A 23,126-nucleotide genomic window follows, 5' to 3' on the forward strand; every position below is an offset into this window, starting at 1 on the left:
TTCAATGTTTCATCGATCGGGTTAAGCACACTGTTGCAGATAGATTTGAGCAACGCGATCGCCCGAATTTTTCTGCAAACACAACTCGAACAGGGATTTGGCTTCCCCAATACTCCCTTGATAATAACGAATCAGAGCTAATTCAAAAATCGGTTTCGTTTCCAATTTAGCTTGTTTTTGGGCGGGGGGATCGGCCTCAAATACCTCGAACACTCCCACTTTTTGGGCTTTTCCCCGCACTTGTACCCGGGCGACGAAGCGCTGGGCGTACTTCATCGGTTCTTCCAGACAAATTAAGGTATGATGGGAAATCAGAAGTGGCGTGTTGTAGGCTTTTGTCAACTGCTCGATGCGCGAACCGAGATTAACTGTATCGCCAATGACGGTGGTATCGATGCGAGAGTTACCGCCTACTGTTCCCAGCATCAAATTTCCTGTATTGATACCAATACCAATTTCGATGGGCTGGCGACCGATTTTTTGTCGGCTTTTGTTGTATTCAGCTAGGATTTTCAACATTGTCACTGCTGCATTCACCGCGCGATCGGCACTTCCTTCAAACAGTGCCAGGATCGCATCGCCAATATATTTATCAATAAAACCACCATTTTCAATAATTGCCGGTTCCATCCGTCGCAGATAGCCATTAATAAAGTGAAATGTATCTTCTGGGGTCATTTGCTCCGAAAGAGTGGTGAAACCGCGAATATCGGTAAACAGAACCGACATCTGTTTCTGAACGGATTCTCCCAGTTGAATCTCGGTAATACTTTTGCGAGCGAGAGATTGCAAAAATTGCCGGGGAACAAATCGAGAAAAAGCTTCATTGAGGTAGAATAATTCTTGGGTAAATAGTTCTCGTTCGGCTTCCGCTTTTTTGCGATCGCTAATATCTCGACCTTCAACAATCAGATATTCAACCTTACCGCTGTCATCAACAATAGGCTTAATGGAAAAATCAATAGTAGCAGTGCGAAGATCGACACCTAACAGCTCGACTTCATAACGGATAAATGTGCCTTGAACCGCTGCTGCGATCGCTGTTTGCAACTGGGTTTGGGTTTCGCGCGAAATAGTCCACCAGTGACATTCCCAGAATGGCTTACCCACCAAATCTTCTAGCTGCAAGCCACCAAAATCGAGGGCCGTTTGGTTTGCTTCTAGAAGAATGCCCTCAGTATCGAGCATTCCTGTAAATTGAAAAGTTTGATTAAAAATAGCTCGAAACTTGCGATCGCTCGCACTGAGCAATTTAATTGATGCTGCTAACTCCTGATTCACAAGCTGGAGTTCCAGATTTTGTTGGGCAAGTTTTTTATCTTGAACGTAACTATTTACAGCTTCTTTTACAGTCAAACTCAGGTCTTCATGTTCCCAAGGCTTGGCCATGTAACGATATAATTTTGCATATTTGATGGCGTTTCCTACCGCTTCCAAATCGGCTTGACCGGTGAGCATAATTTTGATAGTTTTGGGGGAAATTTCATGGATATATCTCAGCAATTCGTCTCCCTTCATATTAGGCATGATGTAGTCCGAAATAGCAATAGCAATTTCATAGTTATCTTCCAGCAATTCTGAGATTACCTCTAGAGCTTCTTCCCCATCTTGAGCTAATTCAATTAAATATTCATCCCCAAAAGCAGATTCAAGCTCGATTTTCAGCCTATCTAAAATAGTTTTTTCATCATCAACACAAATAATAACAGGTTGATTCATCCGCAACTCCTAGCAAACGCTCTGTGTTTGGGCATTATTTATTTCTCAACATCTTGAATCTTCCGCTCTCGATTATTATAACTGTTTTATGACCGCTTGAATCGTTGCAATTAATTCGCCACTATCCCAAGGCTTGGAAAGACAGCGATATAAATTTGCATATCTTTTAGCTCGTTCTACAGCGTCTTCAGTGGCTTGACCTGTTAGCATGATTTTAACGATGTCGGGATATTTTTCATGAATTTGTATCAAAAATTCATCTCCTTTCATTTCCGGCATCAACCAGTCTGAAATTATGATAATAATCTGCAATCCTTGTTCGTCTAACTCCTCCATAATTTCTCTAGCTTCTTCAGCACTCTGGGCCAATTCATATGTGTAAGTATCGCCAAAAACATTATAAAGTTCTATCTGCAAGCTTTTTAAAATCGTTACTTCATCGTCAACACACAAAATTGCAGTATTAGTCATTGCTCATTCCTCGCTTTTTACTGGCAGGAATACGGTAAAAGTGGTTTGACGCGGTACGGATTCCACCTCAATTTTACCGCGATGTTTTTCAATAATTTTTTTGATGATATCTAATCCCAAACCACTACCTTCTCCAGGCGGTTTGGTGGTGAAAAACGGTTGAAAGATTTTCGGCATAATATCGGGGGGAATGCCCTTGCCGCTATCTGTCACGCTGATGCTGAGGTTATCCTCAATTCTTTTTACCTCGATCGTTAAGGTTCCTCTATAGTCCATTGCTTGCAACGCATTGTGAATCAGATTCGTCCAAACTTGATTTAGTTCATCAGGGTAGCAAAGAATAGATGGCAAGGAATCTTCATAATTGCGGATGACTTTTACGCCTTGTTTGATTTGATTGGAATAAAGAGTTAAAACAGTTTCAATTCCTCCAGTAATTTCTGCTTGAATTTTATCTCCTTTGGAATCATAACGAGCGTAGGTTTTCAGGGCAAACACTACTTTTGATGCTCGTTCCGAGGCAGTCGTAATGTTGCGGATACTGGTGTGAGTATTGGTAAACTCATAGACTTTTTCTAAAAGATTTTCACATTCTGGATCTTTTAATAAAGGAACCAAAGGTTCGATGTTATTATAAATACCAATACCCAATAATAAATTAGCCAATTTTACAGGATTGTTAAGATTGTGGGACTCAATTTGACTTACTAAAGACTTTTTAATTTGGCGTTCTTCTCTGGTGGATAGCGATGTGTCTTGTTGGCTGGATTTTTGCAGTAAGCTCAACAAATCTGACTTGCGCTCTGGGGAAAGTTTTTCTAGTAATTCCGGAAAAGCTAAGAAGTGTTTGTTCCAGAAATTAGCGATATGTCTGGCGGCGGAGGTAATTGCACCTAAAGGAGTGTTGATTTCGTGAGCTACACCAGCTATAAGTTGTCCCAGTGCTGCCATTTTTTCCCGTTGAATGAGTTCGTCTTGAGTGTCTTTAAGTTGTTGTAAAGTTGCAGTCAATTTTTCATTAGTATCTTTAAGTTGTTGTAAGGTTGCAGTCAATTTTTCATTTTTATCTTCCAGGTTTTTTTGCAGGTAACGTAATGACAAGTGGGTTTCCACTCGTGCCAAAACCTCTTCTACCTGGAAGGGTTTGGTAATATAGTCTACACCACCAACTCCAAATGCTTTAACTTTATCGAGGACTTCGCTTAAGGCACTAATAAAGATAACTGGAATATCTTTAGTGCGTTCATCTGCTTTGAGTTTAGAGCAGACTTCATAGCCATCCATATTAGGCATTTGAATGTCCAGTAAAATCAGATCGGGGGGTTCTTCTAATGCTCCTATTAGTGCCGATCGACTATCAATTGCGGGTCGAAGATTATACTCCATTTCTGCTAGCGTTCCGACTAAAAAACGTACATTTGCTGGAGTATCATCGACTACTAAAATAGTTGCTTTTTGCTCGTTCATAATTTCAGTTACCAGTGATTGAATGAATAGTAAAAATCCGGTCAGTCTTACATACCCTAAAGCTGAGTTTCTAGAACTTGCTGAACTAAAGTAACAATTTTATGATACTCAAACCCATCCGCTAAAATCGCCAAAGCCTCAGCTAATGGTCGATTCAACTCGCGAATTTCTTGAATTAAACTATCGACCTGATTCATTTTAGAACGCATGGCTGCCTCTTGTAAATTCGCGAGTAACTCCTGGGGAAGAGCGGCAAGTGCCGCCGGATTTAGAGCATTTTGCATCTCATCAGATTTCTTGCCAGTTGTTCCTGTTAGCGATCGATCTCCCCCGCTTTCTTCGTAGATATAACGCACCCCTAAATGTTTGTGCATCATCTCAAATATCTCGGCTTCTCGAAAAGGTTTGCGGACAAAATCATCGCAACCGGAAGATAAAGCCACCGCTCGTTCTTCTTCTAAGCTACTAGCTGTTAGAGCAATAATGGCTGTCGCTTGACCTTTGGTTGTCGATTTAATTTGTTGGGTGGCCTCATAGCCATCCATCACTGGCATTCGCATATCCATCCAGATTAAGTGGGGTTCAAACTTTTCCCATACTTCAATAGCTTCTTGACCGTTGCTCGCTTCTTGCAGTTCAAATCCCAAGGGATTTAACAATCTAATTAACAGTTGGCGGTTACTCCATTTATCATCCACAATCAGGATGCGATAGCGAGGTTGGTTGGGCTCTAAGGCAATGACTTGACGGCTGGGTGTTTGGGTTTTAATTTCGGCAGCCTCAACTGGATTCGCGCAAATGTCAAACTTGAAGAGAGTCCCTTTTCCGACTCGGGAACTAACTGTAATTTCGCCCCCCATTAGTTGTACGAACGAGCGGCTGATGGGCAAACCTAAACCTGTTCCTTCTTGAGATTCTTTCCCGGTTTTGGTTTGGACGAAGGCTTCAAATAGGCTGTCTAATTCGTCGGGAGCAATCCCTTCTCCCGTATCTTCGACTTCAAAGCTAATTGTTAGTTTTTCCTGGGGATAATTGGTGACTCGTGACTGCTTGCCAACTATTCCCACTCTTACCGATACTCCTCCTTCTTTGGTAAATTTGAGGCTATTATTGAGTAAATTAATTAAGATTTGACGTAACTTGGTTTCATCGGTTCTTACATATTGTGGCACTTGTTCGGAACGGTCAAACAGTAACTGCAATCCCCGATCGTCAGCTTTGAGTTGAAACATATCTTCTAAGTCATCAAGCAGGCGATAAAGGTCAAAGTTGGTTTCGTTAAGTGTGGTACGTCCTGCCTCAATTTTGGATAAATCCAGGACGTTGTTAATTAGGGTGAGTAGGTGTTCTCCACTACGGCTGATGATGCCAACATTTTCTAGGTGTTCGGAGGGTAGGCTTTGAGAACGAGTCATGAGTTGGGAGAAGCCGAGAATGGCGTTTAAGGGAGTTCTCAGTTCGTGACTCATGTTGGCGAGGAAGGTGCTTTTGGCTTGGTTGGCAATTTCTGCTTTTTGTTTGGCTATGGCTAGTTCGGCGGTGCGTTCCCCTACTTTCACTGCCAGGTTGCGGTTATACTCGGCTAAGTTGGCGTAGAGTCGCGCATTTTCAATGGATATGGCGGCTGAGGAGGAGAGGACTTTTAAGACTTCCACGCGATCGGGGGTAAAGGCCCCTGTGGTGAGATTGTTTTCTAGGTAAACAATACTGGTGAGTTTGCCTTGATTAATTAGAGGAACGCACAAGATAGATTTGGGCTGATGCTGTTTGATGTAGGGGTCGTTAGTAAAGTTGCCTTCATGAGTGGCATCATTCAAAACCACGCTTTCACAAGTACGAGCCACATAATTGATGATGGTTGGTGAAACTAAGTGACTGCTTTCAACATTTTGGTCACCGATCGGTGTTTCAATGGGGATTGACTGCAATACGGCGATGTTATCGGACTCTATGGAACCTGACGCTTCAATTCGCAGTTTCCCTTCAGTTTCTAAAATCAAGTAGCCACATTGGGCTCCGGCATTTTCAATGAGAATTTTCATCAATGAAGCGAGTAATTTATCCAGCACAATTTCGCCGGAAATGGCTTGAGAGGCTTTCATCACGGTGGCTAAATCTAAAGCTTCCCCTGCCTGACTGCCAGTTGAGGTACTGCTTGATGTCATGTGCGTGGAAGTAACGCTCTTTGTGGCAGATGATTTTGGCAATAACTGCGGGTATTTTTCCTCTAAATCTGCTACCTTGCGTTTAGCGCCCCAAAGCTGGTAGCCGTAGTGCGCTTTTTTCATGTATAGTTGGGCAAATTCCTCTTTGCCTTTACCTAACCAAAACTTAGCTGCCAGTTCCGACGCTAGCGCTTCGTTCTGCAAAAATTTATTTTCTCGTGCTGAGGAGATTGCTCGATCATACAAATCCTCCGCTTCCAGAATATTACCTGTAATCCGCGCCAACTCAGCTTCGATTAGCAGACGTTGATGAAGGTAGGTACTCGGACAATGTTTACTCCAGAGTTTGAATTTCTCAAGGTTCGATTTAATCTTCTCCACATACTGTGCCTGTTTTTCACCATCACCATAGTCATACCCAACTGATAAGGCTAGACATTGATGAAAATGGAAAGCCGGATTAGTAAAAATCCCCGTCGTGCCTATCAAATATTTTTCGGCAGAGTTAGCATAGTCTATCGCTTTCTCAGAATCTGAATACCAGTTGGCTAAAGATAATTTACAGATTACTTCTAAAAATAACGTGAATAAATCATTTTTTTCAAGGCAAGACTTAAGGATTTCCTTGGCATTCGGCCATAAAGCTTCATCAAGAACACTCCAATCCTCAACGGGTTCGATCAAATTATAAATGGTTGCTTTAATCGCATAATAATATTGCACCATGTTTGGATCGATTTTTTTCAAGCCTGGTGTAATCTTCTCAATTTTTTCTGATAATTCTTTTAACGAATCAGTCCCCCAAAAACACATAAACAAAGAGTTTATTGCACAATATCCTGCCCATTGATAGGCACCGTTTTCTACACCGCTATAATAACCTCTCATTAAATGCTCTCTAGAGCGATCGAGGTGTTCAGTGTAATGGGAAACAAATCCTCCCCACATATTCAAAATTAATGCTTCATAAGGCTTAATTTGATACTTGTCATCGTTCAATCTCAAGGCTAAACTTCCAAATTTATAGGCGGTTTCAAAATCTTGCGCTACAAAGGCAAGTGTTAACGAATAATAGATATACCCAACTGAAGAGTGAGGATTGTTCCCATAGGTGAGCGATAGCTCGATCATTTTTATGCCTATTATGAACAGCAATCTAGACCCTAAAAAGTAAGATGGAGGTAAACATTCTCTGAGGAGTACCATAGCAGCAAGTTTTTCAGGGTCTTGCATTTCAGGAAGGTCTATAAAATTTTCAATTTTCCTGGCAGCGATTGTCTCATTAGCATGATTCACTTCTGCTATAAGTTCATCTTCTTCAGGAAAAGCTTTCAACTTGATTCCCAATAGATCGAGCGTCTGTATTCCCAGATATAAGGAGGATTCCAAATCATTTTTCATTCGATATAACGTCACTTTATATTCATTGACTTTACACCGATCCAACAAACCATCGATATGCTCAAGGGCTTCATCAAAAGTTGATAAAGCTTCGTCCCAGCTAGCAGTTAAATATTCTATTTCACCTTTTTCAATGTGATATGAAAATGTCAGTTGATAGTCTTCCTCCCAGCTATTATGGGGTAAAAGTCTCATCCCGTTCGTTATATATATTAATGCGGGTTGATAGGCTGCAGTGAATTTAGCTTTTCTTCCAGCGATTAGATTCAATCTAGCTAATTGTTCTTTTTCCCATTTATCCCCGATCAATGATTGTCCTTTGTTCTGGTGATTGACTATATCAAAGATTCGTTCTTCTAACTCATATTTTTCAAACTTCTTCAATAGAAGGCGACCAATTTTTAAGTGGATTTCTTGTTTGTCTTTTTCGTCAATCAGCGAGTAAGCTGCTTGCTGAACCCGGTCATGCAGAAATTTATAATTTTGAATTAACAGTTCTTCATCTAACTCGGATGTGGGCAAGATTAACCCAGACTGAACTGCTGCTGTTAGGTCTTTAGAAACTTCCGATGTGGATTTTTCACTGATGATAGAAAGGGTGTTTAAGTCGAAATCAGCACCTACACAAGCTGCTAAGCGTAAAACTTGCTGTGTAGTTGGAGGCAGTTTCTTCAACTTGCCAATCATCAACTCCACCACATTGTCAGTAATGCCCTTGGCTTCAATGTTTGAAATATCCCACTGCCAGCCGAACCCCCCTTTACTTCCCCCCTTACTAAGGGGGGATTGAGGGAGGTTAAAAGTTATCAGGTTTTCGGTATGTAGGGTTTTGAGAAACTCATAGACAAAGAAAGGATTGCCTCCAGTTTTATGCACTACCAACTCGGCTAAGGGTTTTACTGAAGAGGCGTCACTGTGCAAAGTATCGGCAATTAACTGGCTAATATGCTTGCTATCTAAGGGAGCTAAGGTAATAAAGTTGATAGTTGCCCCAACATTCCGTAGTCCATCAAGAGTCATCATCAACGGATGAGTGGGGTTGACTTCGTTATCTCGATAGGCTCCAATGAGAAACAGGTATTGCGTATCCGCATCCATCATCATCAGTTCGATTAACTTAAGGGTAGCGGAGTCGGCCCACTGCAAATCGTCCAGAAAGATGACCAAGGGATGCTCTTTTGAACAAAACGCTCGGATGAAGTTTTGGAAAACAAGATTAAAGCGATTTTGAGACTCAGCGCGCCCCAACTCTGGCAAAGGAGGCTGTTTGCCGGCAATGAGTTCTACTTCCGGAATTACATCAATAATTACCTGACCGTTGGCACCAACGGCTGCTAAAATTCTTTCTCGCCATTCGGTTAGTTGTGCTGAGCTTTCTGTTAAGAGTTGCCGTACTAATCCAGCAAAAGCATTAACTACAGCCGAGTAGGGAATATTGCGTTGAAATTGGTCAAATTTGCCCCAGATAAAATAGCCGCGTTTTTCGGTAATCGGTTTATAAATTTCTTGTACCAGTGCTGACTTACCGATACCGGAATAACCTGCTACCAGCATGAGTTCGCTCCCGCCCCCGGCCCCGGCAGCTACCCGATTCTCCTTCGGAGACGCTACGCGATCGAATGCTGCTAGTAAGGTTTCAACTTCTGTCTCGCGTCCGTAGAGTTTTTGGGGAATTTGGAATTTATCTGAAATATCTTGAGTCCCCAAAGGAAAAGAGGAAATTTCTCCTGTTTCCTGCAATCGATCGAGACATTCTGCTAAATCCGCTTTAATTCCCCAGGCACTTTGATAGCGTTCTTCTGCTGTTTTTGCCATCAGTTTCATCACAATGGATGAAACGGCTTGAGGAATATTTGCATCAACCTCATTGGGGGGTACTGGTTGTTTAGCAATATGACAATGCACTAACGAGAGCGCGTCTGTTGTCTCAAAAGGTAGCTTTCCTGTCAGCAATTCGTAGAAGGTGACACCGAGCGAGTAAAAATCCGTGCGATAATCCAAAGAACGGTTCATCCGTCCCGTTTGCTCCGGCGACATATAGGCTAAAGTCCCTTCTAAAACATTGGGATTTTTGAGGGTGGGATTTTCCCTGGTTAATTGGGTGGAAATGCCAAAGTCGATGATTTTGAGAATTCCTGTTTCTAGATTAAAGACGATATTGGATGGGTTGATATCTTTGTGGATAATATTGTTGCTGTGAATTTGACATAAAATTTCTGCGATCTTGATGGCAACGTTGAGAAATTCTGCTAGATAAAAGTGAAAATTTAACTCGCTCTGACCTGCGAGCAATTGTTTTAACGAGCAGCCACCAAAATCTTCAATGACGATCGCTAATGTTCTTTGATATGGTTCTAATCCATAAGCCTTAGCTATGCCATCTAGCTCTAAGTTGCGAGTAATTTCATATTCTTGTTTGTATCGAGTGAGTTCTGCAACTGTAGGATAGTCTTGTTTGAGTAGTTTGATGATAACTGCTTTATTATCCCGTTCTCGGCTAGCTCGATAGACTAGGGAATTAGCGCTTTCGTAGATTTGTTCAAGAATCTGGTATCCGGGAAATTTCATCATAATTCGCCGTCCAAATAGTGTTAAAAAGCTGCGATTTCAGAGCGATCGTAAATTGCGTTCTTGTACCCTCTTGACTCTCACATTTTGACTCTCAAAGTGGGACTCGCACAAAAGTTTATCCCCAATCTCAAGCCCTCAATCCGGAAACCTATAACGTGACAGATCCTACACCGCCTCTTTGAGGTGGGTGCAGGCTTCCAAACCAATCAGGCTATTGCTTGGGAGGCGTGTGGTATGACCAAATCGGAATTGATGAGAAGTCTGATCGATCGTTTTCCCACTCCTGTATAGTTTGGTCAGCTCCGTACCTCCGCGCTCCCCACGATTCATCCCACGCAGCCCTTACGGGTCAGACCTGGGGTTTCCCGCGATTTTACCTAAAATTATCACAGCTTGACAGTATAACTAAATATTTTCTTTATTTTAAAAATAAATATCTATAAAATAAAAAAATTGAGCCGATTTATATCATGTCGGATCGATTCCCTCCGCAACGCGCTTTCCTCCTGCGCCCGCGATCGAGACGATTTGTAGTGAGGACTTTAAGTCCAGCCTGCAAATTTTACTTCGCCCCCGATCGAGCCAGCGGTGGCATGGGAATTATATAGTGCGAGCGCTCGCGATCGCGACTCGATTAGCTAGCGAGGATGCTCGCACTCTCGATCGTACAATCGGATTTGATATTACACGCTGACGGGCGATTGTTTGCGGCTGAATGTTGCAATTATTAACTTGCTCCTAAAGTCAATACACCTGAAGACATATCAACTACCAACCGCCGAGTTTTCAGCCACTGGCGGCCGATTAAAATTTCCGGTACTCCGTCACCGACATGAACGGGAATATCAAATTCTTGCCCGTCGATGCGGACTTTTCCTGCATAAAGGTCGAAATCAAATTCTCCTTTTGCTTTCCGCATTTTTTCACGCTGAATATAAAATCCAATCGAGTCCTTCTAAATCCTGACTGTCCATCGCCAACCAGCCAGAAAAACCTGTATCTAGCATAGCATCAACAGGTAATTCTAAAGTGTTATCAACAATCAATTCAACTTCAAAAAATAGCTCCTCCTCATCACCAAATCTTCCTTCAATCATATAGTGCCGCAAACTCCAGTTTCATTGATCCGAAAGGCCTGTGGGATGACATTGGGATGTTTCTGCCGACACATTTTGCCAGCTATTATATTATCTATGTCTATAAAATATTCTTCGCTGTCGGGTTCAACCGCAATGTACCAGTTATTGTGAGTTTTAATTAATTCTGGTTTGAGTCGCTCGAAAATTGGTTTGCAGCGCAGATAAAAAGCTTCTCTTTCAGCGCGCCACTGCGCTTTCTTTTCTTCTGACCACTGAATTTCAGGAAACAACCTTCCCTGCCTTACGGTGCGATGTAGTTTCACATTAGTCATTGCTCTTCGATCGCGCATCCGGTTTAGATATCCTTTGGGTTTCTGAGAGATTGTCGCTGTTATTTGTAGATTCTAGGTGGTGACCGCCTTACTGAGTAGTAAGGTGCGCTAGGCGCACCCTACAATTATAGCTATTTACACGCTAACAGGAGATTGTTTGCGGCTGAATGTTGCTAAGATGCGATCGCACATTTGCGACGGAGTTAATCCTAAACTTGCAAATGATTGCTCTGGCGTAGCATGATCTACTAATGTATCCGGTACGCCCAGTCGCATCAGTGGCACCAGGATATTATTGTCGAGCAAAGATTCAGCTACTGCTGAACCGAATCCGCCCATCAAACAGCCTTCTTCTAAAGTGACAACTCGCCCGATTCGCTGTGCTAAAGGCAAGATTAATTCGGTGTCCAAAGGCTTGACAAAACGCGCATTGATGACAGTGGCTTCAATGCCGTGCTCGCTCAGCATCTCGGCAGTTTGCATTGCCGGATAAACCATTGAACCGTAACCCAAGATCAGCACATCGTCCCCGTTGCGGAGAATTTCTGCTTTGCCGATCGGCAATTCTTCCCAACCTTCCTCCATCAAAGGCACGCCGTAACCGTTGCCGCGCGGGTAACGCATCGTGATCGGGCCGCTCGTGTGATTGATTCCCGTGACTACCATCCGCTGCAATTCTGCCTCATCTTTTGGTGCCATAACTACCATATTTGGCAGGCACCGCAAGAAGGCAATGTCGTACATTCCTTGGTGAGTTGGGCCGTCAGCACCGACAATGCCGGCGCGATCCAAACAGAAGAAAACTGGCAAATTTTGGATGCAAACATCGTGAATTATTTGGTCATAGCCTCGCTGCACAAAAGTCGAGTAAATTGCCACAACCGGGCGCATTCCTTCGCAGGCTAAACCAGCGGATAAAGTCACGGCGTGCTGTTCGGCAATCCCGACATCAATGTACTGTTTAGGCAGTTTTTCATGAAGTTTATCCAGACCGGTTCCGGTTGCCATTGCAGCGGTAATGCCGACAATTTTGGGATTATCTTCTGCGAGCTTGACTAAGGCGTGGGCAAAGACTTTCGAGTAAGCTGGAGGCTTGGGTTTAGTGGAGGGAATGCCTTTGCCTGTGGCTAAGTTAAAGGGATTTTGGGCGTGATATCCTACTTGGTCTTTTTCGGCGATCGCATATCCTTTGCCTTTCACCGTCACGACATGAACCAACACCGGCCCTTGAATAGTATGAGCTTGTTTGAAAGTGGCAATTAACTCTTCCAAATTGTGTCCATCTACCGGGCCCATGTAAGTAAAGCCTAATTCTTCAATTACTGCTCCAACTTTCGAGACGGCCAAGCGTTTCATCCCTTCTTTGAGGCGTTCCATTTCTGGAGTAAAAGTTTCGCCCACAAAGGGAATGTGTTTGAATTGTTCCTCTAAGTTATCTTTGAGAAACTGCACCGGTGGCGACAATCGCATCTTGTTCAAATAGCGGGTAATTGCGCCGACGTTGGGCGAGATTGACATCTCGTTGTCGTTGAGCACAACTAACAAATTGGTTTTCGGCATATGGCCCGCGTGGTTAATCGCTTCGAGTGCCATGCCGCCAGTCAATGCGCCGTCGCCGATGACTGCTACAGTTTTAAAGTTTTCCCCCTTGAGGTCGCGCGCCATTGCCATTCCTAACGCAGCGGAAATGCTTGTGGAAGCGTGGCCTGCGCCGAAGTGGTCAAATTTGCTCTCGCAGCGCTTGAGATAGCCTGCAACGCCGTCTTTTTGGCGTAGGGTGTGAAATTGGTTGTAGCGGCCGGTTATCAATTTGTGAGGATAAGCTTGGTGGCCGACATCCCAAGTAACTTTGTCGCGATCGAGGTCGAGTGTTTGGTAGAGTGCTAAGGTCAGTTCGACTACACCCAATCCTGGGCCGAGGTGGCCGCCGCTAGCGGCTACAGTTTCTAAATGCTTTTCTCGAATTTGTCGGGCAATTTGTTCGAGTTGATGAATCGAGAGGCCGTGTAATTGGTTTGGGTGAGTCAGTTCGCTGAGATGCATATTTTAAAATCTTGCTCCTGTGAATCAGGACGAATCCTTAACAGATATAGGTTGTGCCTGCGAGGTTGGGTACGCGCAAACGTTAGAATAGTTTAACGGTTATTTGAGAAAAACTGTTAGGCGTAACAATTTTGTTATTTCGGGTCTGGTAATTATAGTTAATAAATTGTGCACCGTCAATCGATTTTAGATTTTCGATTTTAGATTTTCGATTGACCCCACGGATAAATGCGGGGGCTTGAGGATTTTAGATTTTCGATTTTGGATTGATTCCACGGATAAATCACGTGGCGGGTACCACCTTTGAAATTCGTGGTCAATATAAAAAAGCTTATGTTGTTAGTTCCTAATCGCTAATTGTTAGCTGCAGGGAGATTCTTAAGCATTTTTAACTACTTTTTGTAGTGATGGCTGACTTTTTAGCCATTTTGTTTCTGCAAGCGGACTATGATACAAAATCATTAACTATGATGGGAGCATCTCATATTTGTAAAAACACTTCTTCTGGCTCCTTCCTTCTGCCTCAAAACTTTAATTTCTAGCTTGGCTGCTTTCATTGAGATGCTCCCACTGTGATTTATATAAAATAGCTTATGTCAAGTCATTGGTAACAAGTTAGAAATGAGTAGATTTTGTCAATACCTCTAAGTGTAGAAATTATTAACTAATAATGATAATCAAAAAAGAGGAAAGGTTGGACTAGCCCAACTAAGGCGATTATCATTATTAGGAATGAGAATTAAATAACTTACAATGCGTGATGGTTCTTGTGGGATGGGCTCTTATAGCCCGTCCAGAAAGGGCGGGCTATAAGAGCCCACCCCACTTTCAAGAGTGTAAATTATTTAATTCGCGATCCTTAGTTAATTGTCAAATAGTTTTCACACGCCCACGAGAAAATTATGTAATACCAAATCCGGGTTAATTACCTCTAATTTATGACGAATTAATTCAATCTCCCTTACTCCGCTGATGGCAAAGGAGTTTCAGCTTCTTCGGGGGGCGGAATTTCCGCAGGAGTCGATTCGGGCGACGGCGAGGGACTCTCGCTATCGGGCAGCGGAATTTCCGCAGGACTCGATTCGGGCGACGGCGAGGGACTCTCGCTATCGGGCGAGGGAATTTCCGAAGGACTTGGGGCGGGAGTTTCCGGCGGTGGGGGAACTTGTGCGGGCTCTGGCTGGGGGCTTTGGAGGCTTTGCACCCACAAACCTAAACCACCGCCGGCTAATATCAGCCCCAACACCCCCAGTAGGGGCAGCGGAAGCTTGGATCGCCGTTTTTGAACGGGTTCCGGGGCGGGGGAAGTTTCGGGGTACAACAACTGTTTGGACGATTCTGAAAGCGGAGATTCTGGAATCCTCCCGGACTTCTGGAGGGATGCCGCGAGGGAAGGCGGCAGCGACACCGAGGCTGCTGACACCGAGGCTGACGCCGGCGCTGACGCCACCGCCGGATCAAACAGTACCAATCTCTCCGGCGACATCCGACAGTGAGTCGCCACCACGGAGGTGTTGTCATAACCGTTTTTCTCGTTGGCGAGACGAATCCAAGACTGAACTGCGGCTTCCAAAGACATTTTGCCCTCAAGCACCTCGGGGCCATAATTCTCCCAAGATTTCTCTACCCAGTCGTTGTCGCTCAAACCGTCGGAACACAGCAGCAGTAAGCCTTCTTCTTCGACAATAAATCGCTGAATCGTCGGGCGCAGGAAATCGGCATCCCGCGTCCCCAAAGCTTGAGTCAGGGCTCCTGCATCCGATCGCAGTTGAGTCTCCCAGTACAAACAATGTCCTAGCTGGACTTCCCTTGAGGCTACGTCGTCGTCCACAGTCAGCCGGTGACAGTAATTTTTGCCAATCCAATAAGCGCGGCTGTCTCCAACATTGACTAAATAAAGTTCGTGGCTGTTATTCGAGGGCAAATCCTCGGAAATTTTCACTTTTTGAGGCAACTGGAGGGCCATCACCAAAGTCGTCCCCATCCGTTGCCGCAACTCTTTTCCCTGCTCATTATTTTGAGCGGAAATCACATTATTCACAACTCGGACTATTTCTTCGAGTTGCTTGATGACCATTGTTGGGGTCATCAATTCTTCTTGTTGAGCAATTTCTGCGAGCAAATTTTGGATTAAAGCTTTCAGGGACTGCACGGCTAATTGACTGGCAACTTCTCCTCCTTCGTGGCCTCCAACCCCGTCGCAAACCATTGTCAAGTAAGGAATTAGTTTCTCGCCCCCTGAAGTTTTGCTAAATTGAAAATCAGCAGCAACCGGATAGCAACTGTCTTCATTTTGGGAGCGCTGCGGCCCGGTATCAGTCATGCCGACTACTTCTAAGTGCAGAGGCAATTGAGCGGCTTGTTCTAATAGTAAATCGTTTAGTTCCAGGGCGATCGCGTCGAAATTCATGCTGCTGCGGCGCATAAACTGACAAATCTCTCCGAGTTTCGCCTGCACCTCGGGTTGCGCTGATTCCACCAAACCTGACCACACATCTCCCAAATCCCGCAGCGTTGGTACAAAATTGCCCCGGTGCAGTTCCAGCAGGCGTACCCGCCAACCTTCCACCCGCAAATTTTCCGGTACCAGCAAACTCGAAGCGACTCCCTGTTCCGATAGCGGCGTCCAAAGTTGGAGCATTTGCCACAGCCAGTAAACTTGGCGCGCGCCGGTTGTCCCCGACCAAGATTCTAAAATAGAAGGATACAGGCGACCGAAATTATTGATGGGCACATTTTCCAACAACAGCACCTCTGTCGCTTCCGGTGCTTCCCCTAGGGAACAATAACCGTATACTTCCGGCGTATGCAGCCGTTGGGGATACAAATGCAGGTAAGGCATAATCGTATCTGGCAGTTGTTCCGGGACGCTGGGAGGCAAAGCTGGACGGCTGTCGAGCCAGATTTGGGGTGCAATGACAAAGTATCGATCGGCTATTACCTTACCCGTCGGCACTTCCTCGGCTGCTTGTCCCACCACCCACACATAGCGATAAATTAAATCCGTTTCGCACGCTGCACAGTGCTGGCGGCCAAAGGTATTGCGGGGATCGGGACAGCTAAGATTCGGGCAATAAATGGGTTCGGAGAAACTGCTGATCATATCGAAATAGTTTGTGTAAAAAGATTCTGAAGATATATGATTCGCCAGCCCAAATTCATGAGCTTGAGAATAAACTGATTTTAGCCCCTATCAATTTCTTAACTGCCTTTGGGCCCCTAGAAATTGTAGTTTCTGCCAGTCTGCACCGGCTTAAATTGTAATTTAAGTTACTAAACTCAGACTTGGAGTACGATGGAAGCCTCAACCTGGTACCTCTGCGCGAAAAATCGCTCTGAGGGGCTGCAAGTCGCAAACCCTTGCATAGTCAGTTGTTGGCAATTCTTAAATCTTAAATTTCCAATCTAAGATCTAAATAGTATCACCTATTCTTTTTATGATCTTGACTCCTACGCTCCTTTGGCTGATAGCTGGGTCTTTGCTCTGTTTGGCAGAGCTATTTCTCCCGACTGCTTTTGTCGCTTTTATGATGGGACTGAGCGCCTTCGCCGTAGCTGGATGCTCTCTAGTTCTACCTTACGTTAATTTACAAATTTTCCTGTGGATGGTATTTTCGACAGTTTTTGTGCTGCTGTCTCGGCGGTTGATACCAAAAGGCACCGCAAGGGCGATCGCAGATTCTCAGGAAGCAAAAACTTTAACAGAAATTCCCCCCGGAGAAGCCGGCCGAGTCATTTATGAGGGGAATTCTTGGCAAGCTCGCTGCGAAGACACGAAGGCCACTATCCCCCCCAACCAAAACGTAATTGTCGTGGGACGAAAAGGCACTACTCTGATAGTTTTGCCAGAAAATCTCTTGCATTCTTAAACAAAATGTGGAATTGGGAATTGGAAATTGGTAGTTGGGCATTGGGCATTGGGCATTGGGCATTGGGCATTGGGCATTGGCAATAACCAATAACCAATAACCAATAACCAACAGTTAACAATCAACAATTATTAGGAGTCTGTTGTGGAACAATTTTTTTTACTTGTATTTTTAGCACTTGGCGGCTCAGCTTTCGCAGGTTCCGTCAAGATTATCAATCAGGGAAATGAAGCGCTGGTGGAAACTTTAGGTAAATACAGCGGCAGGAGACTCGAACCCGGTTTGAATTTTGTCAAGCCGTTTCTCGATCGCGTCGTGTACGAGCAAACAATTCGGGAAAAAGTCTTAGATGTTCCCCCGCAAGCTTGTATTACCCGCGACAACGTTTCCATCACCGTTGATGCTGTGGTTTACTGGCGCATTGTAGACTTGGAAAAAGCTTGTTACAAAGTAGAAAATCTCCAGTCAGCAATGGTAAATATGGTGCTGACTCAAATTCGCGCCGAAATGGGTCAACTGGATCTCGAACAAACCTTTACTGCTCGTTCTCAAATTAATGAAATCTTGCTCAGAGATTTAGATCTGGTTACAGATCCTTGGGGAGTGAAAGTGACGCGGGTAGAATTGCGCGATATTGTCCCTTCTAAAACTGTACAGGAATCGATGGAATTGCAGATGGCAGCCGATCGACGCAAGCGGGCGCTAATTCTGACATCCGAGGGCGAACGCGAGTCAGCAGTTAACAGCGCCAAAGGTAAAGCAGAAGCGCAAGTTCTGGATGCAGAAGCGCGCCAAAAAGCGACTATTTTGGAAGCGGAAGCTCAACAAAAGGCGATCGTCCTGAAAGCTCAAGCAGAACGCCAAAGTCAGGTTTTGAAAGCTCAAGCTACTTCTGAGGCCTTGCAAATAATCGCCAAAACTCTGCAAAATGACCCCACCGCCAGGGAAGCTTTACAATTTTTGTTAGCTCAAAACTATCTGGATATGGGTCTAAAAATTGGCACCAGCGACAGCAGCAAGGTGATGTTTATGGATCCGCGCAGCATTCCCGCTACACTCGAAGGAATGCGATCGATCGTTGGGGAGGGTAATAATAATGAGGTGAAAAAGTAGGGGAACATCTCATATTTGTAAAAACACTTCTTCTGACTCTTTCCTCCTGCCTCAAAACTCCAATTTCTAGCGGAGGGCTGCTTTCATTGAGATGCTCCCAAAAGTAGGGGAGCATCTCATATTTGTAAAAACACTTCTTCTGGCTCCTTCCTTCTGAATCTTTCCTCCTGCCTCGCAGCAAGAGAGCCTCCTGCTTCAAAACTCCAATTTATAGCTTGGCTGCTTTCATTGAGATGCTCCCCTTGGTATTTGGTATCTATTTAAACATCGATATTCAGGCAACTTCTCTTCGCCGTTAACCTAATAACTCGACACAGTTAAAACGATCGCCTCCCTATCTCCCAACACCAAACCATACTCCAAACCCTCAACAACCGCCTGATAAGAAGCATCCAAAATATTACCAGAAACCCCCACAGTCGTCCAGCGGTCTTGACCGTTACTAAACTCAACCAACACGCGAGTTTTAGCAGAAGTTCCCGCACATCCGTCCAGAATTCGCACCTTATAATCGGTTAAATTAAAATCATTAATTGCCGGATAAAAATTCCGCAACGCCTTCCGCAAAGCCGCATCAAGTGCCGAAACAGGCCCGTTTCCTTCCGCGCATTCCAAAATATCTTGACCGTTAACAGTCACTTTCACCGTTGCTAAAGAATTAACTGTTTCCTCCCTACCTTTATCGCAGTGAACTTGAAAACCTTTGATTTCAAATAAACGCTTGCGCTTTCCCAACGCCTCCCGCATTAACAATTCAAAAGACGCCTCAGCACCCTCAAATTGATATCCCTGGCTTTCCAAATCTTTCAATTTTTCCAGAATTTGGCGACAAGCAGGATTTTTGCGATCGAGATCCATGCCAAAAGTGCGCGCCTTCGCCAAAACATTGCTCAAACCCGCTTGATCCGAAATCACAATTCGCCGCCTGTTGCCAATTTTTTCCGGTTCCAAGTGTTCGTAAGTTAACGGATTTTTCTCAACAGCCGATACATGAATTCCGCCTTTGTGAGCAAAAGCCGAAAGGCCGACAAAAGGAGCATGATCATCGGGAGCAAGATTGACAATTTCACTAATCGAGCGGCTTACTTGAGTTAATCTAACTAATTGCTCGTCTTCAATGCAATTATGACCCAACTTTAGCTGAAAATTAGGAATCAAAGAACATAAATCGGCATTGCCGCAGCGTTCGCCGTAACCGTTTATAGTTCCCTGTACCATCCTCACTCCTTCCCGCACAGCAGCCAAAGCATTAGCAACGGCAACTCCAGAGTCGTTATGAGTGTGAATTCCTAATTGTAAAGATTTTTGGCGATTAGTTCCTAAAGCTTCTAAAACATCGCCAACAACCTGACTGACTTCGTGAGGCAAAGTACCGCCGTTAGTATCGCAAAGCACCAGCCATTCTGCACCAGCATCGGCGGCTACTTCTAAAGTTTTAATAGCATAATCTCGATTGTGTTTGTAGCCGTCAAACCAGTGTTCGGCATCGTAAATAACGCGCCTTCCCTGACTCCGCAAATATTCAATTGTATCTCGAATCATCGCCAGATTTTCGTCTAGCGTGGTTTTCAAACTTTCAATAACGTGCAAATCCCACGACTTGCCAAACAGCGTCACCCAGCGAGTACCGGCGGACAAAATAGCCTGCAACATTTCATCATTAGCTGCCGTAGTTCCCGGCCGCCTAGTAGAACAAAAAGCTACAACTTCTGCTTGAGTTAGGGGCTGTTCTTTGAGTCGCCAAAAAAATTGTACGTCTTTAGGATTTGCCCCTGGCCAGCCGCCTTCAATAAAGGGAATTCCTAAACTGTCTAACTGTCGAGCAATTCGCAGTTTGTCTTCGAGAGATAAGGAGAGTCCCTCGCACTGAGCACCGTCTCGCAGCGTGGTATCGTAGATCCAGAGCCGATTTGTCATGGGAAATTGCGATCGAGAAATTGGTAATATATCACTTACCATATTAGATGAATTTATTTGAATTTAATGCGATAATATATAGGAAAATTAACATAAATCTAATTGGGGTAAATTGCTGTGGTCAAGGTACAAGCGCAAGGAAAAACATTTGAGTGCGATCGCGGAGCCAATCTCCGTGAAGTTTTGCTCAAAAACGGCATCGATCTCTACAACGGCAACGCCAAAGTCATTAACTGCCACGGCCTCGGCACTTGCGGCACCTGCGCCGTCACTGTCGAGGGTGAAGTTTCCGAACCCCAGTGGCGCGAAAAAGCCCGACTTTCGGTTCCTCCCCATTCTCCCGCCTCCAACCGCCGTTTGTCATGCCAAACCAAGGTTTTAGGCGATATTAAGGTGACAAAATATGACGGTTTTTGGGGTCAAGGTTCTGAAACTGTCTGGAAACCCCAAGCATAGATTTTTTGTTAAGGAAGGCAGATAGGACGATCGCCTTGCCAGATAATCTGTAAGACTTGTGCAAGAATTCTAACTGTAAGGTGCACACGGGGCACCTTACCATAAAGAAATCCGAGAGGTCAATCGATTTTAGATTTGAGATTTTAGATTGAAGCATTGAAGCATTGACCCCACGGATAAATTCGGGGGGCAAGTTTCATCGGATACACGTTTTTTTTTATTTCTCCACGGATGAATCCGGGGGCTTGTATCCTAGATGCTTGCGGTCAAAAAACCCAGAAAGTTCATATAAAAGTTAATGAATTCATCTAAAGATATTCTGATTATTGGCGGCGGAATAATTGGCCTTTCGCTAGCAGTAGAACTAAAATTGCGAGGGGCATCTGTCGCAGTTCTCACCGCCGATTCTAAACAACCGACGGCCCGGGCTGCCGCTGGAATGCTTGCCCCGCAAGCTGAACGAATTCCCCCCAGTCCGATGCTCGATTTGTGCTTGCAAAGCCGCGCACTGTATCCTGCCTGGGTGGAACAGCTAGAAGATATTACCGGATTGAAAACGGGATATTGGCGATCGGGAATTCTCGCACCAGTTTGTCAAAATGAGCCTCAAGAAAAGCCACTTTTGTCAAACCTTAATTATCAATGGTTGGACAGAGATACTGTTCGCCAGCACCAGTTGGGATTAGGTCAAGAAGTAATTGGCGGTTGGTGGTATCCTGACGACGCTCAAGTTGACAACCGCGCTTTATTTCGGACGCTTCAGACCGCAACTAAAGAATTGCAGATTGAGATTATTCAAGGCAATGCAGGGGAAATTATTCGGCAGGGAAACCGAGTTGTTGGCATTGAAACAACAGCAGGAAAATTGCAAGCAGACCGTTATGTTTTGGCGGCGGGTGCTTGGTCTGAGCAATTATTGAATGTTCCTGTTTTTCCCAGAAAGGGACAAATGCTGTCAGTATGTGTACCAGAAGATAGGGGAGTTATCCAGCCGCTGCAAACCGTTCTATTCGGGACTGGCATTTATATTGTGCCTCGTCAAGATGGCAGAATTATTATTGGCGCAACTAGCGAAAATGTGGATTTCACGCCGGGAAATACGCCTGCAGGAATCCAAACTTTGCTAGCAGGAGCGATTAAGTTATATCCCGAATTACAAAATTATCCGATACTGGAGTTTTGGTGGGGATTTCGGCCAGCTACTCCTGATGAGTTGCCGATTTTGGGTGCTAGTGCTTGGGAGAATTTGACATGGGCTACGGGGCATTACCGCAATGGCATTTTGTTGGCTCCGGTGACGGCTAAATTGTTGGCTGATTTGATGTGGAATCAGAAATCTGATCCGTTATTGCCTGCTTTTCATTATTCGAGGTTTCGAGCTTCAGCAGTTACTTGAACCGCTATACGTAGGGTGCAGCGTACCTTTCGACTGTAAGTAGCGCATCCAAGCATTTTTTGGTAAGTCTTGAATTAGTTCACATCCTGTTTTTTGGGTTGGTTTAATTCCCTGCATTTAGCGGCAGCCAAATCGTAAGCATTTTGGTAATCGCTACCGCCTAACATCAAATCGCCGTAATATTCATAAGGTTGATTGCCATAAATCGGCAGCGGGTCGTCTTCAGGATAATCTTCTTTTGATTCTTCTAGGATTGCTTTGAGTTTCTTGACACTGAAGCGCTGGACTGGGAAATAATGAATGTCTTGAGCGATGAAACCGAGATGGGGAAAAGTTGGGTCAACAATTCGCTCGTCGAGTTCAATCCAGCTATACTCGATGGGTTTATATGGCACTCCCGGCACGGCTAAAAAGCCTTGAACATAAATCGCGCCCTCGGTGGCTAATGCTGCTTTACAGGCGTTGTCAAAGCAGTTTTTACGGTTGCTTTTGATGCGAGTCGCCATTTCAATAGAAAGCGTCTCATCTAATAGTTCGGTCATAACCCATTTCTAGTCGCGTGTGCGATTAGATTGTAGCAAATCCGAGCTATCTCCGAGCACAAAAAACGCAGGCAATTGCGATCGTCCTTCAAATTCTTTTCTCAAGGAGTTGATCCAAAATCCTCTGCGGTTATGGATGTTGTGTCAGCTTTGGTTTCCGGGGGGGGCGGTTTGTCGATCGCCCCTATAGCCCGCCAATCAAAAGTTTTCGCCAGTAGCCCAACTTTTGAACCTGCGATCGAGTTGGGGGTAGAGCCCGCAACGGTAAAGTGTGCCACAGACGATGCAAGCAAAAATAGCGGCATACATCATCGAAGGTCGATCGTGCAACCAACCAATCATATTAATGCCTTCCGGTGCAGCAATTTGTTTGGCTGCTAACAGGCTTCACAGTTTTTTCTGTAAACAAACCAGAGTTGTGATAACCTCATAAATGTGCAAAAATCGGTTCCCACAAAAAAAACCTTTGGAAGAAACGGGGAAAGTCCGGGGTAAATCCGCCGCTGTCCCGCGGGTGCATCTCACTTTTGCGAATGTGTCAAAAAAGAGTTAAAATGAAAAAGCTAGTAAAATCGTCAAATAAAG

Annotated in this window: 17 protein-coding genes; 5 read left to right on the forward strand and 12 right to left on the reverse strand. The window is 44.5% G+C overall.

Annotation, left to right across the window (positions count from 1 at the left end; genetic code table 11):
* Window positions 1-21: 21 nt before the first annotated feature.
* From QUA83_RS15355 to QUA83_RS15370, 4 genes are all read right to left on the reverse strand, one after another.
* Entirely contained in the window at window positions 22-1,719 is a 1,698-nt protein-coding gene (locus tag QUA83_RS15355) for an adenylate/guanylate cyclase domain-containing protein (RefSeq protein ID WP_333293994.1), read from the reverse strand.
* A 75-nt stretch (window positions 1,720-1,794) separates the two neighbouring features.
* On the reverse strand, window positions 1,795-2,190 hold the full coding sequence (locus tag QUA83_RS15360; protein ID WP_333293995.1) for a response regulator: 396 nt from the start codon (window positions 2,188-2,190) through the stop codon (window positions 1,795-1,797).
* Window positions 2,191-2,193: 3 nt separating this feature from the next.
* Window positions 2,194-3,657 carry an ATP-binding protein gene (locus tag QUA83_RS15365; RefSeq protein ID WP_333293996.1) on the reverse strand — a complete coding sequence of 488 codons (1,464 nt, stop codon included), beginning with the start codon at window positions 3,655-3,657 and terminating at the stop codon, window positions 2,194-2,196.
* Window positions 3,658-3,713: 56 nt separating this feature from the next.
* Entirely contained in the window at window positions 3,714-9,794 is a 6,081-nt protein-coding gene (locus QUA83_RS15370) for an AAA family ATPase (protein WP_333293997.1), read from the reverse strand.
* Window positions 9,795-10,264: 470 nt separating this feature from the next.
* On the opposite strand from QUA83_RS15370, the gene QUA83_RS15375 reads away from it, so the two are divergent.
* On the forward strand, window positions 10,265-10,402 hold the full coding sequence (locus QUA83_RS15375) for a hypothetical protein (RefSeq protein WP_333293998.1): 138 nt from the start codon (window positions 10,265-10,267) through the stop codon (window positions 10,400-10,402).
* Between the two features lie 119 nt (window positions 10,403-10,521).
* Here the strand turns inward: QUA83_RS15375 and QUA83_RS15380 are convergent, their stop codons facing one another.
* The 5 genes from QUA83_RS15380 to QUA83_RS15400 form a co-directional block, all read right to left on the reverse strand.
* Window positions 10,522-10,713 (reverse strand): hypothetical protein, encoded by a 192-nt coding sequence (locus QUA83_RS15380; RefSeq protein WP_333293999.1) that lies wholly within the window; start codon window positions 10,711-10,713, stop codon window positions 10,522-10,524.
* Between the two features lie 4 nt (window positions 10,714-10,717).
* Entirely contained in the window at window positions 10,718-10,891 is a 174-nt protein-coding gene (locus QUA83_RS15385; RefSeq protein WP_333294000.1) for a hypothetical protein, read from the reverse strand.
* Complete coding sequence (locus tag QUA83_RS15390; protein WP_333294002.1) at window positions 10,888-11,205, reverse strand: hypothetical protein; 318 nt, start codon at window positions 11,203-11,205, stop codon at window positions 10,888-10,890. The genes QUA83_RS15385 and QUA83_RS15390 overlap by 4 nt, the downstream gene beginning before the upstream one ends.
* A 135-nt stretch (window positions 11,206-11,340) precedes the next feature.
* Complete coding sequence (gene dxs / locus QUA83_RS15395) at window positions 11,341-13,248, reverse strand: 1-deoxy-D-xylulose-5-phosphate synthase (protein ID WP_333294003.1); 1,908 nt, start codon at window positions 13,246-13,248, stop codon at window positions 11,341-11,343.
* Between the two features lie 961 nt (window positions 13,249-14,209).
* Window positions 14,210-16,351: a protein phosphatase 2C domain-containing protein gene (locus QUA83_RS15400; RefSeq protein ID WP_333294005.1), complete on the reverse strand. Its 2,142-nt coding sequence runs from the start codon at window positions 16,349-16,351 to the stop codon at window positions 14,210-14,212.
* Between the two features lie 334 nt (window positions 16,352-16,685).
* Between QUA83_RS15400 and QUA83_RS15405 the strand changes: the two genes are divergently transcribed.
* Together QUA83_RS15405 and QUA83_RS15410 are read left to right on the forward strand one after the other, a co-directional pair.
* Window positions 16,686-17,117, forward strand: coding sequence for an NfeD family protein (locus QUA83_RS15405; protein WP_333051437.1), 432 nt, complete (start codon window positions 16,686-16,688; stop codon window positions 17,115-17,117).
* Window positions 17,118-17,261: 144 nt separating this feature from the next.
* Window positions 17,262-18,230, forward strand: coding sequence for an SPFH domain-containing protein (locus tag QUA83_RS15410; RefSeq protein WP_333294007.1), 969 nt, complete (start codon window positions 17,262-17,264; stop codon window positions 18,228-18,230).
* A 300-nt stretch (window positions 18,231-18,530) separates the two neighbouring features.
* Here QUA83_RS15410 and cimA read toward each other — a convergent pair whose 3' ends face one another.
* Window positions 18,531-20,147, reverse strand: coding sequence for a citramalate synthase (gene cimA, locus QUA83_RS15415; RefSeq protein WP_333294008.1), 1,617 nt, complete (start codon window positions 20,145-20,147; stop codon window positions 18,531-18,533).
* Window positions 20,148-20,264: 117 nt separating this feature from the next.
* Here cimA and QUA83_RS15420 point away from each other — a divergent pair, with 117 nt between their 5' ends.
* Both QUA83_RS15420 and thiO read left to right on the forward strand, forming a co-directional pair.
* Complete coding sequence (locus QUA83_RS15420) at window positions 20,265-20,603, forward strand: 2Fe-2S iron-sulfur cluster-binding protein (protein ID WP_333107358.1); 339 nt, start codon at window positions 20,265-20,267, stop codon at window positions 20,601-20,603.
* Window positions 20,604-20,901: 298 nt separating this feature from the next.
* A complete protein-coding gene (thiO, locus tag QUA83_RS15425; protein ID WP_333294010.1) occupies window positions 20,902-21,999 on the forward strand; it encodes a glycine oxidase ThiO in 1,098 nt (365 codons plus the stop codon).
* 74 nt (window positions 22,000-22,073) lie between these two features.
* Here the strand turns inward: thiO and QUA83_RS15430 are convergent, their stop codons facing one another.
* On the reverse strand, window positions 22,074-22,541 hold the full coding sequence (locus tag QUA83_RS15430; RefSeq protein ID WP_333294011.1) for a hypothetical protein: 468 nt from the start codon (window positions 22,539-22,541) through the stop codon (window positions 22,074-22,076).
* 198 nt (window positions 22,542-22,739) lie between these two features.
* Window positions 22,740-22,883, reverse strand: a complete 144-nt coding sequence (locus tag QUA83_RS15435) for a hypothetical protein (protein WP_333294012.1) — start codon at window positions 22,881-22,883, stop codon at window positions 22,740-22,742.
* Window positions 22,884-23,126 lie beyond the last annotated feature (243 nt).

The organism is Microcoleus sp. K1-B1, from assembly GCF_036704705.1.
Taxonomy (GTDB): Bacteria; Cyanobacteriota; Cyanobacteriia; order Cyanobacteriales; family Microcoleaceae; genus Microcoleus.

Coding starts and splice junctions, on each gene's coding strand:
- QUA83_RS15355 (WP_333293994.1), bottom strand. CDS start 1,719: ATGAATCAACCTGTTATTATTTGTGTTGATGATGAAAAAACTATTTTA.
- QUA83_RS15360 (WP_333293995.1), bottom strand. CDS start 2,190: ATGACTAATACTGCAATTTTGTGTGTTGACGATGAAGTAACGATTTTA.
- QUA83_RS15365 (WP_333293996.1), bottom strand. CDS start 3,657: ATGAACGAGCAAAAAGCAACTATTTTAGTAGTCGATGATACTCCAGCA.
- QUA83_RS15370 (WP_333293997.1), bottom strand. CDS start 9,794: ATGATGAAATTTCCCGGATACCAGATTCTTGAACAAATCTACGAAAGC.
- QUA83_RS15375 (WP_333293998.1), top strand. CDS start 10,265: ATGTCGGATCGATTCCCTCCGCAACGCGCTTTCCTCCTGCGCCCGCGA.
- QUA83_RS15380 (WP_333293999.1), bottom strand. CDS start 10,713: ATGCGGAAAGCAAAAGGAGAATTTGATTTCGACCTTTATGCAGGAAAA.
- QUA83_RS15385 (WP_333294000.1), bottom strand. CDS start 10,891: ATGATTGAAGGAAGATTTGGTGATGAGGAGGAGCTATTTTTTGAAGTT.
- QUA83_RS15390 (WP_333294002.1), bottom strand. CDS start 11,205: ATGACTAATGTGAAACTACATCGCACCGTAAGGCAGGGAAGGTTGTTT.
- dxs (WP_333294003.1), bottom strand. CDS start 13,248: ATGCATCTCAGCGAACTGACTCACCCAAACCAATTACACGGCCTCTCG.
- QUA83_RS15400 (WP_333294005.1), bottom strand. CDS start 16,351: ATGATCAGCAGTTTCTCCGAACCCATTTATTGCCCGAATCTTAGCTGT.
- QUA83_RS15405 (WP_333051437.1), top strand. CDS start 16,686: ATGATCTTGACTCCTACGCTCCTTTGGCTGATAGCTGGGTCTTTGCTC.
- cimA (WP_333294008.1), bottom strand. CDS start 20,147: ATGACAAATCGGCTCTGGATCTACGATACCACGCTGCGAGACGGTGCT.
- thiO (WP_333294010.1), top strand. CDS start 20,902: ATGAATTCATCTAAAGATATTCTGATTATTGGCGGCGGAATAATTGGC.
- QUA83_RS15430 (WP_333294011.1), bottom strand. CDS start 22,541: ATGACCGAACTATTAGATGAGACGCTTTCTATTGAAATGGCGACTCGC.
- QUA83_RS15435 (WP_333294012.1), bottom strand. CDS start 22,883: ATGATTGGTTGGTTGCACGATCGACCTTCGATGATGTATGCCGCTATT.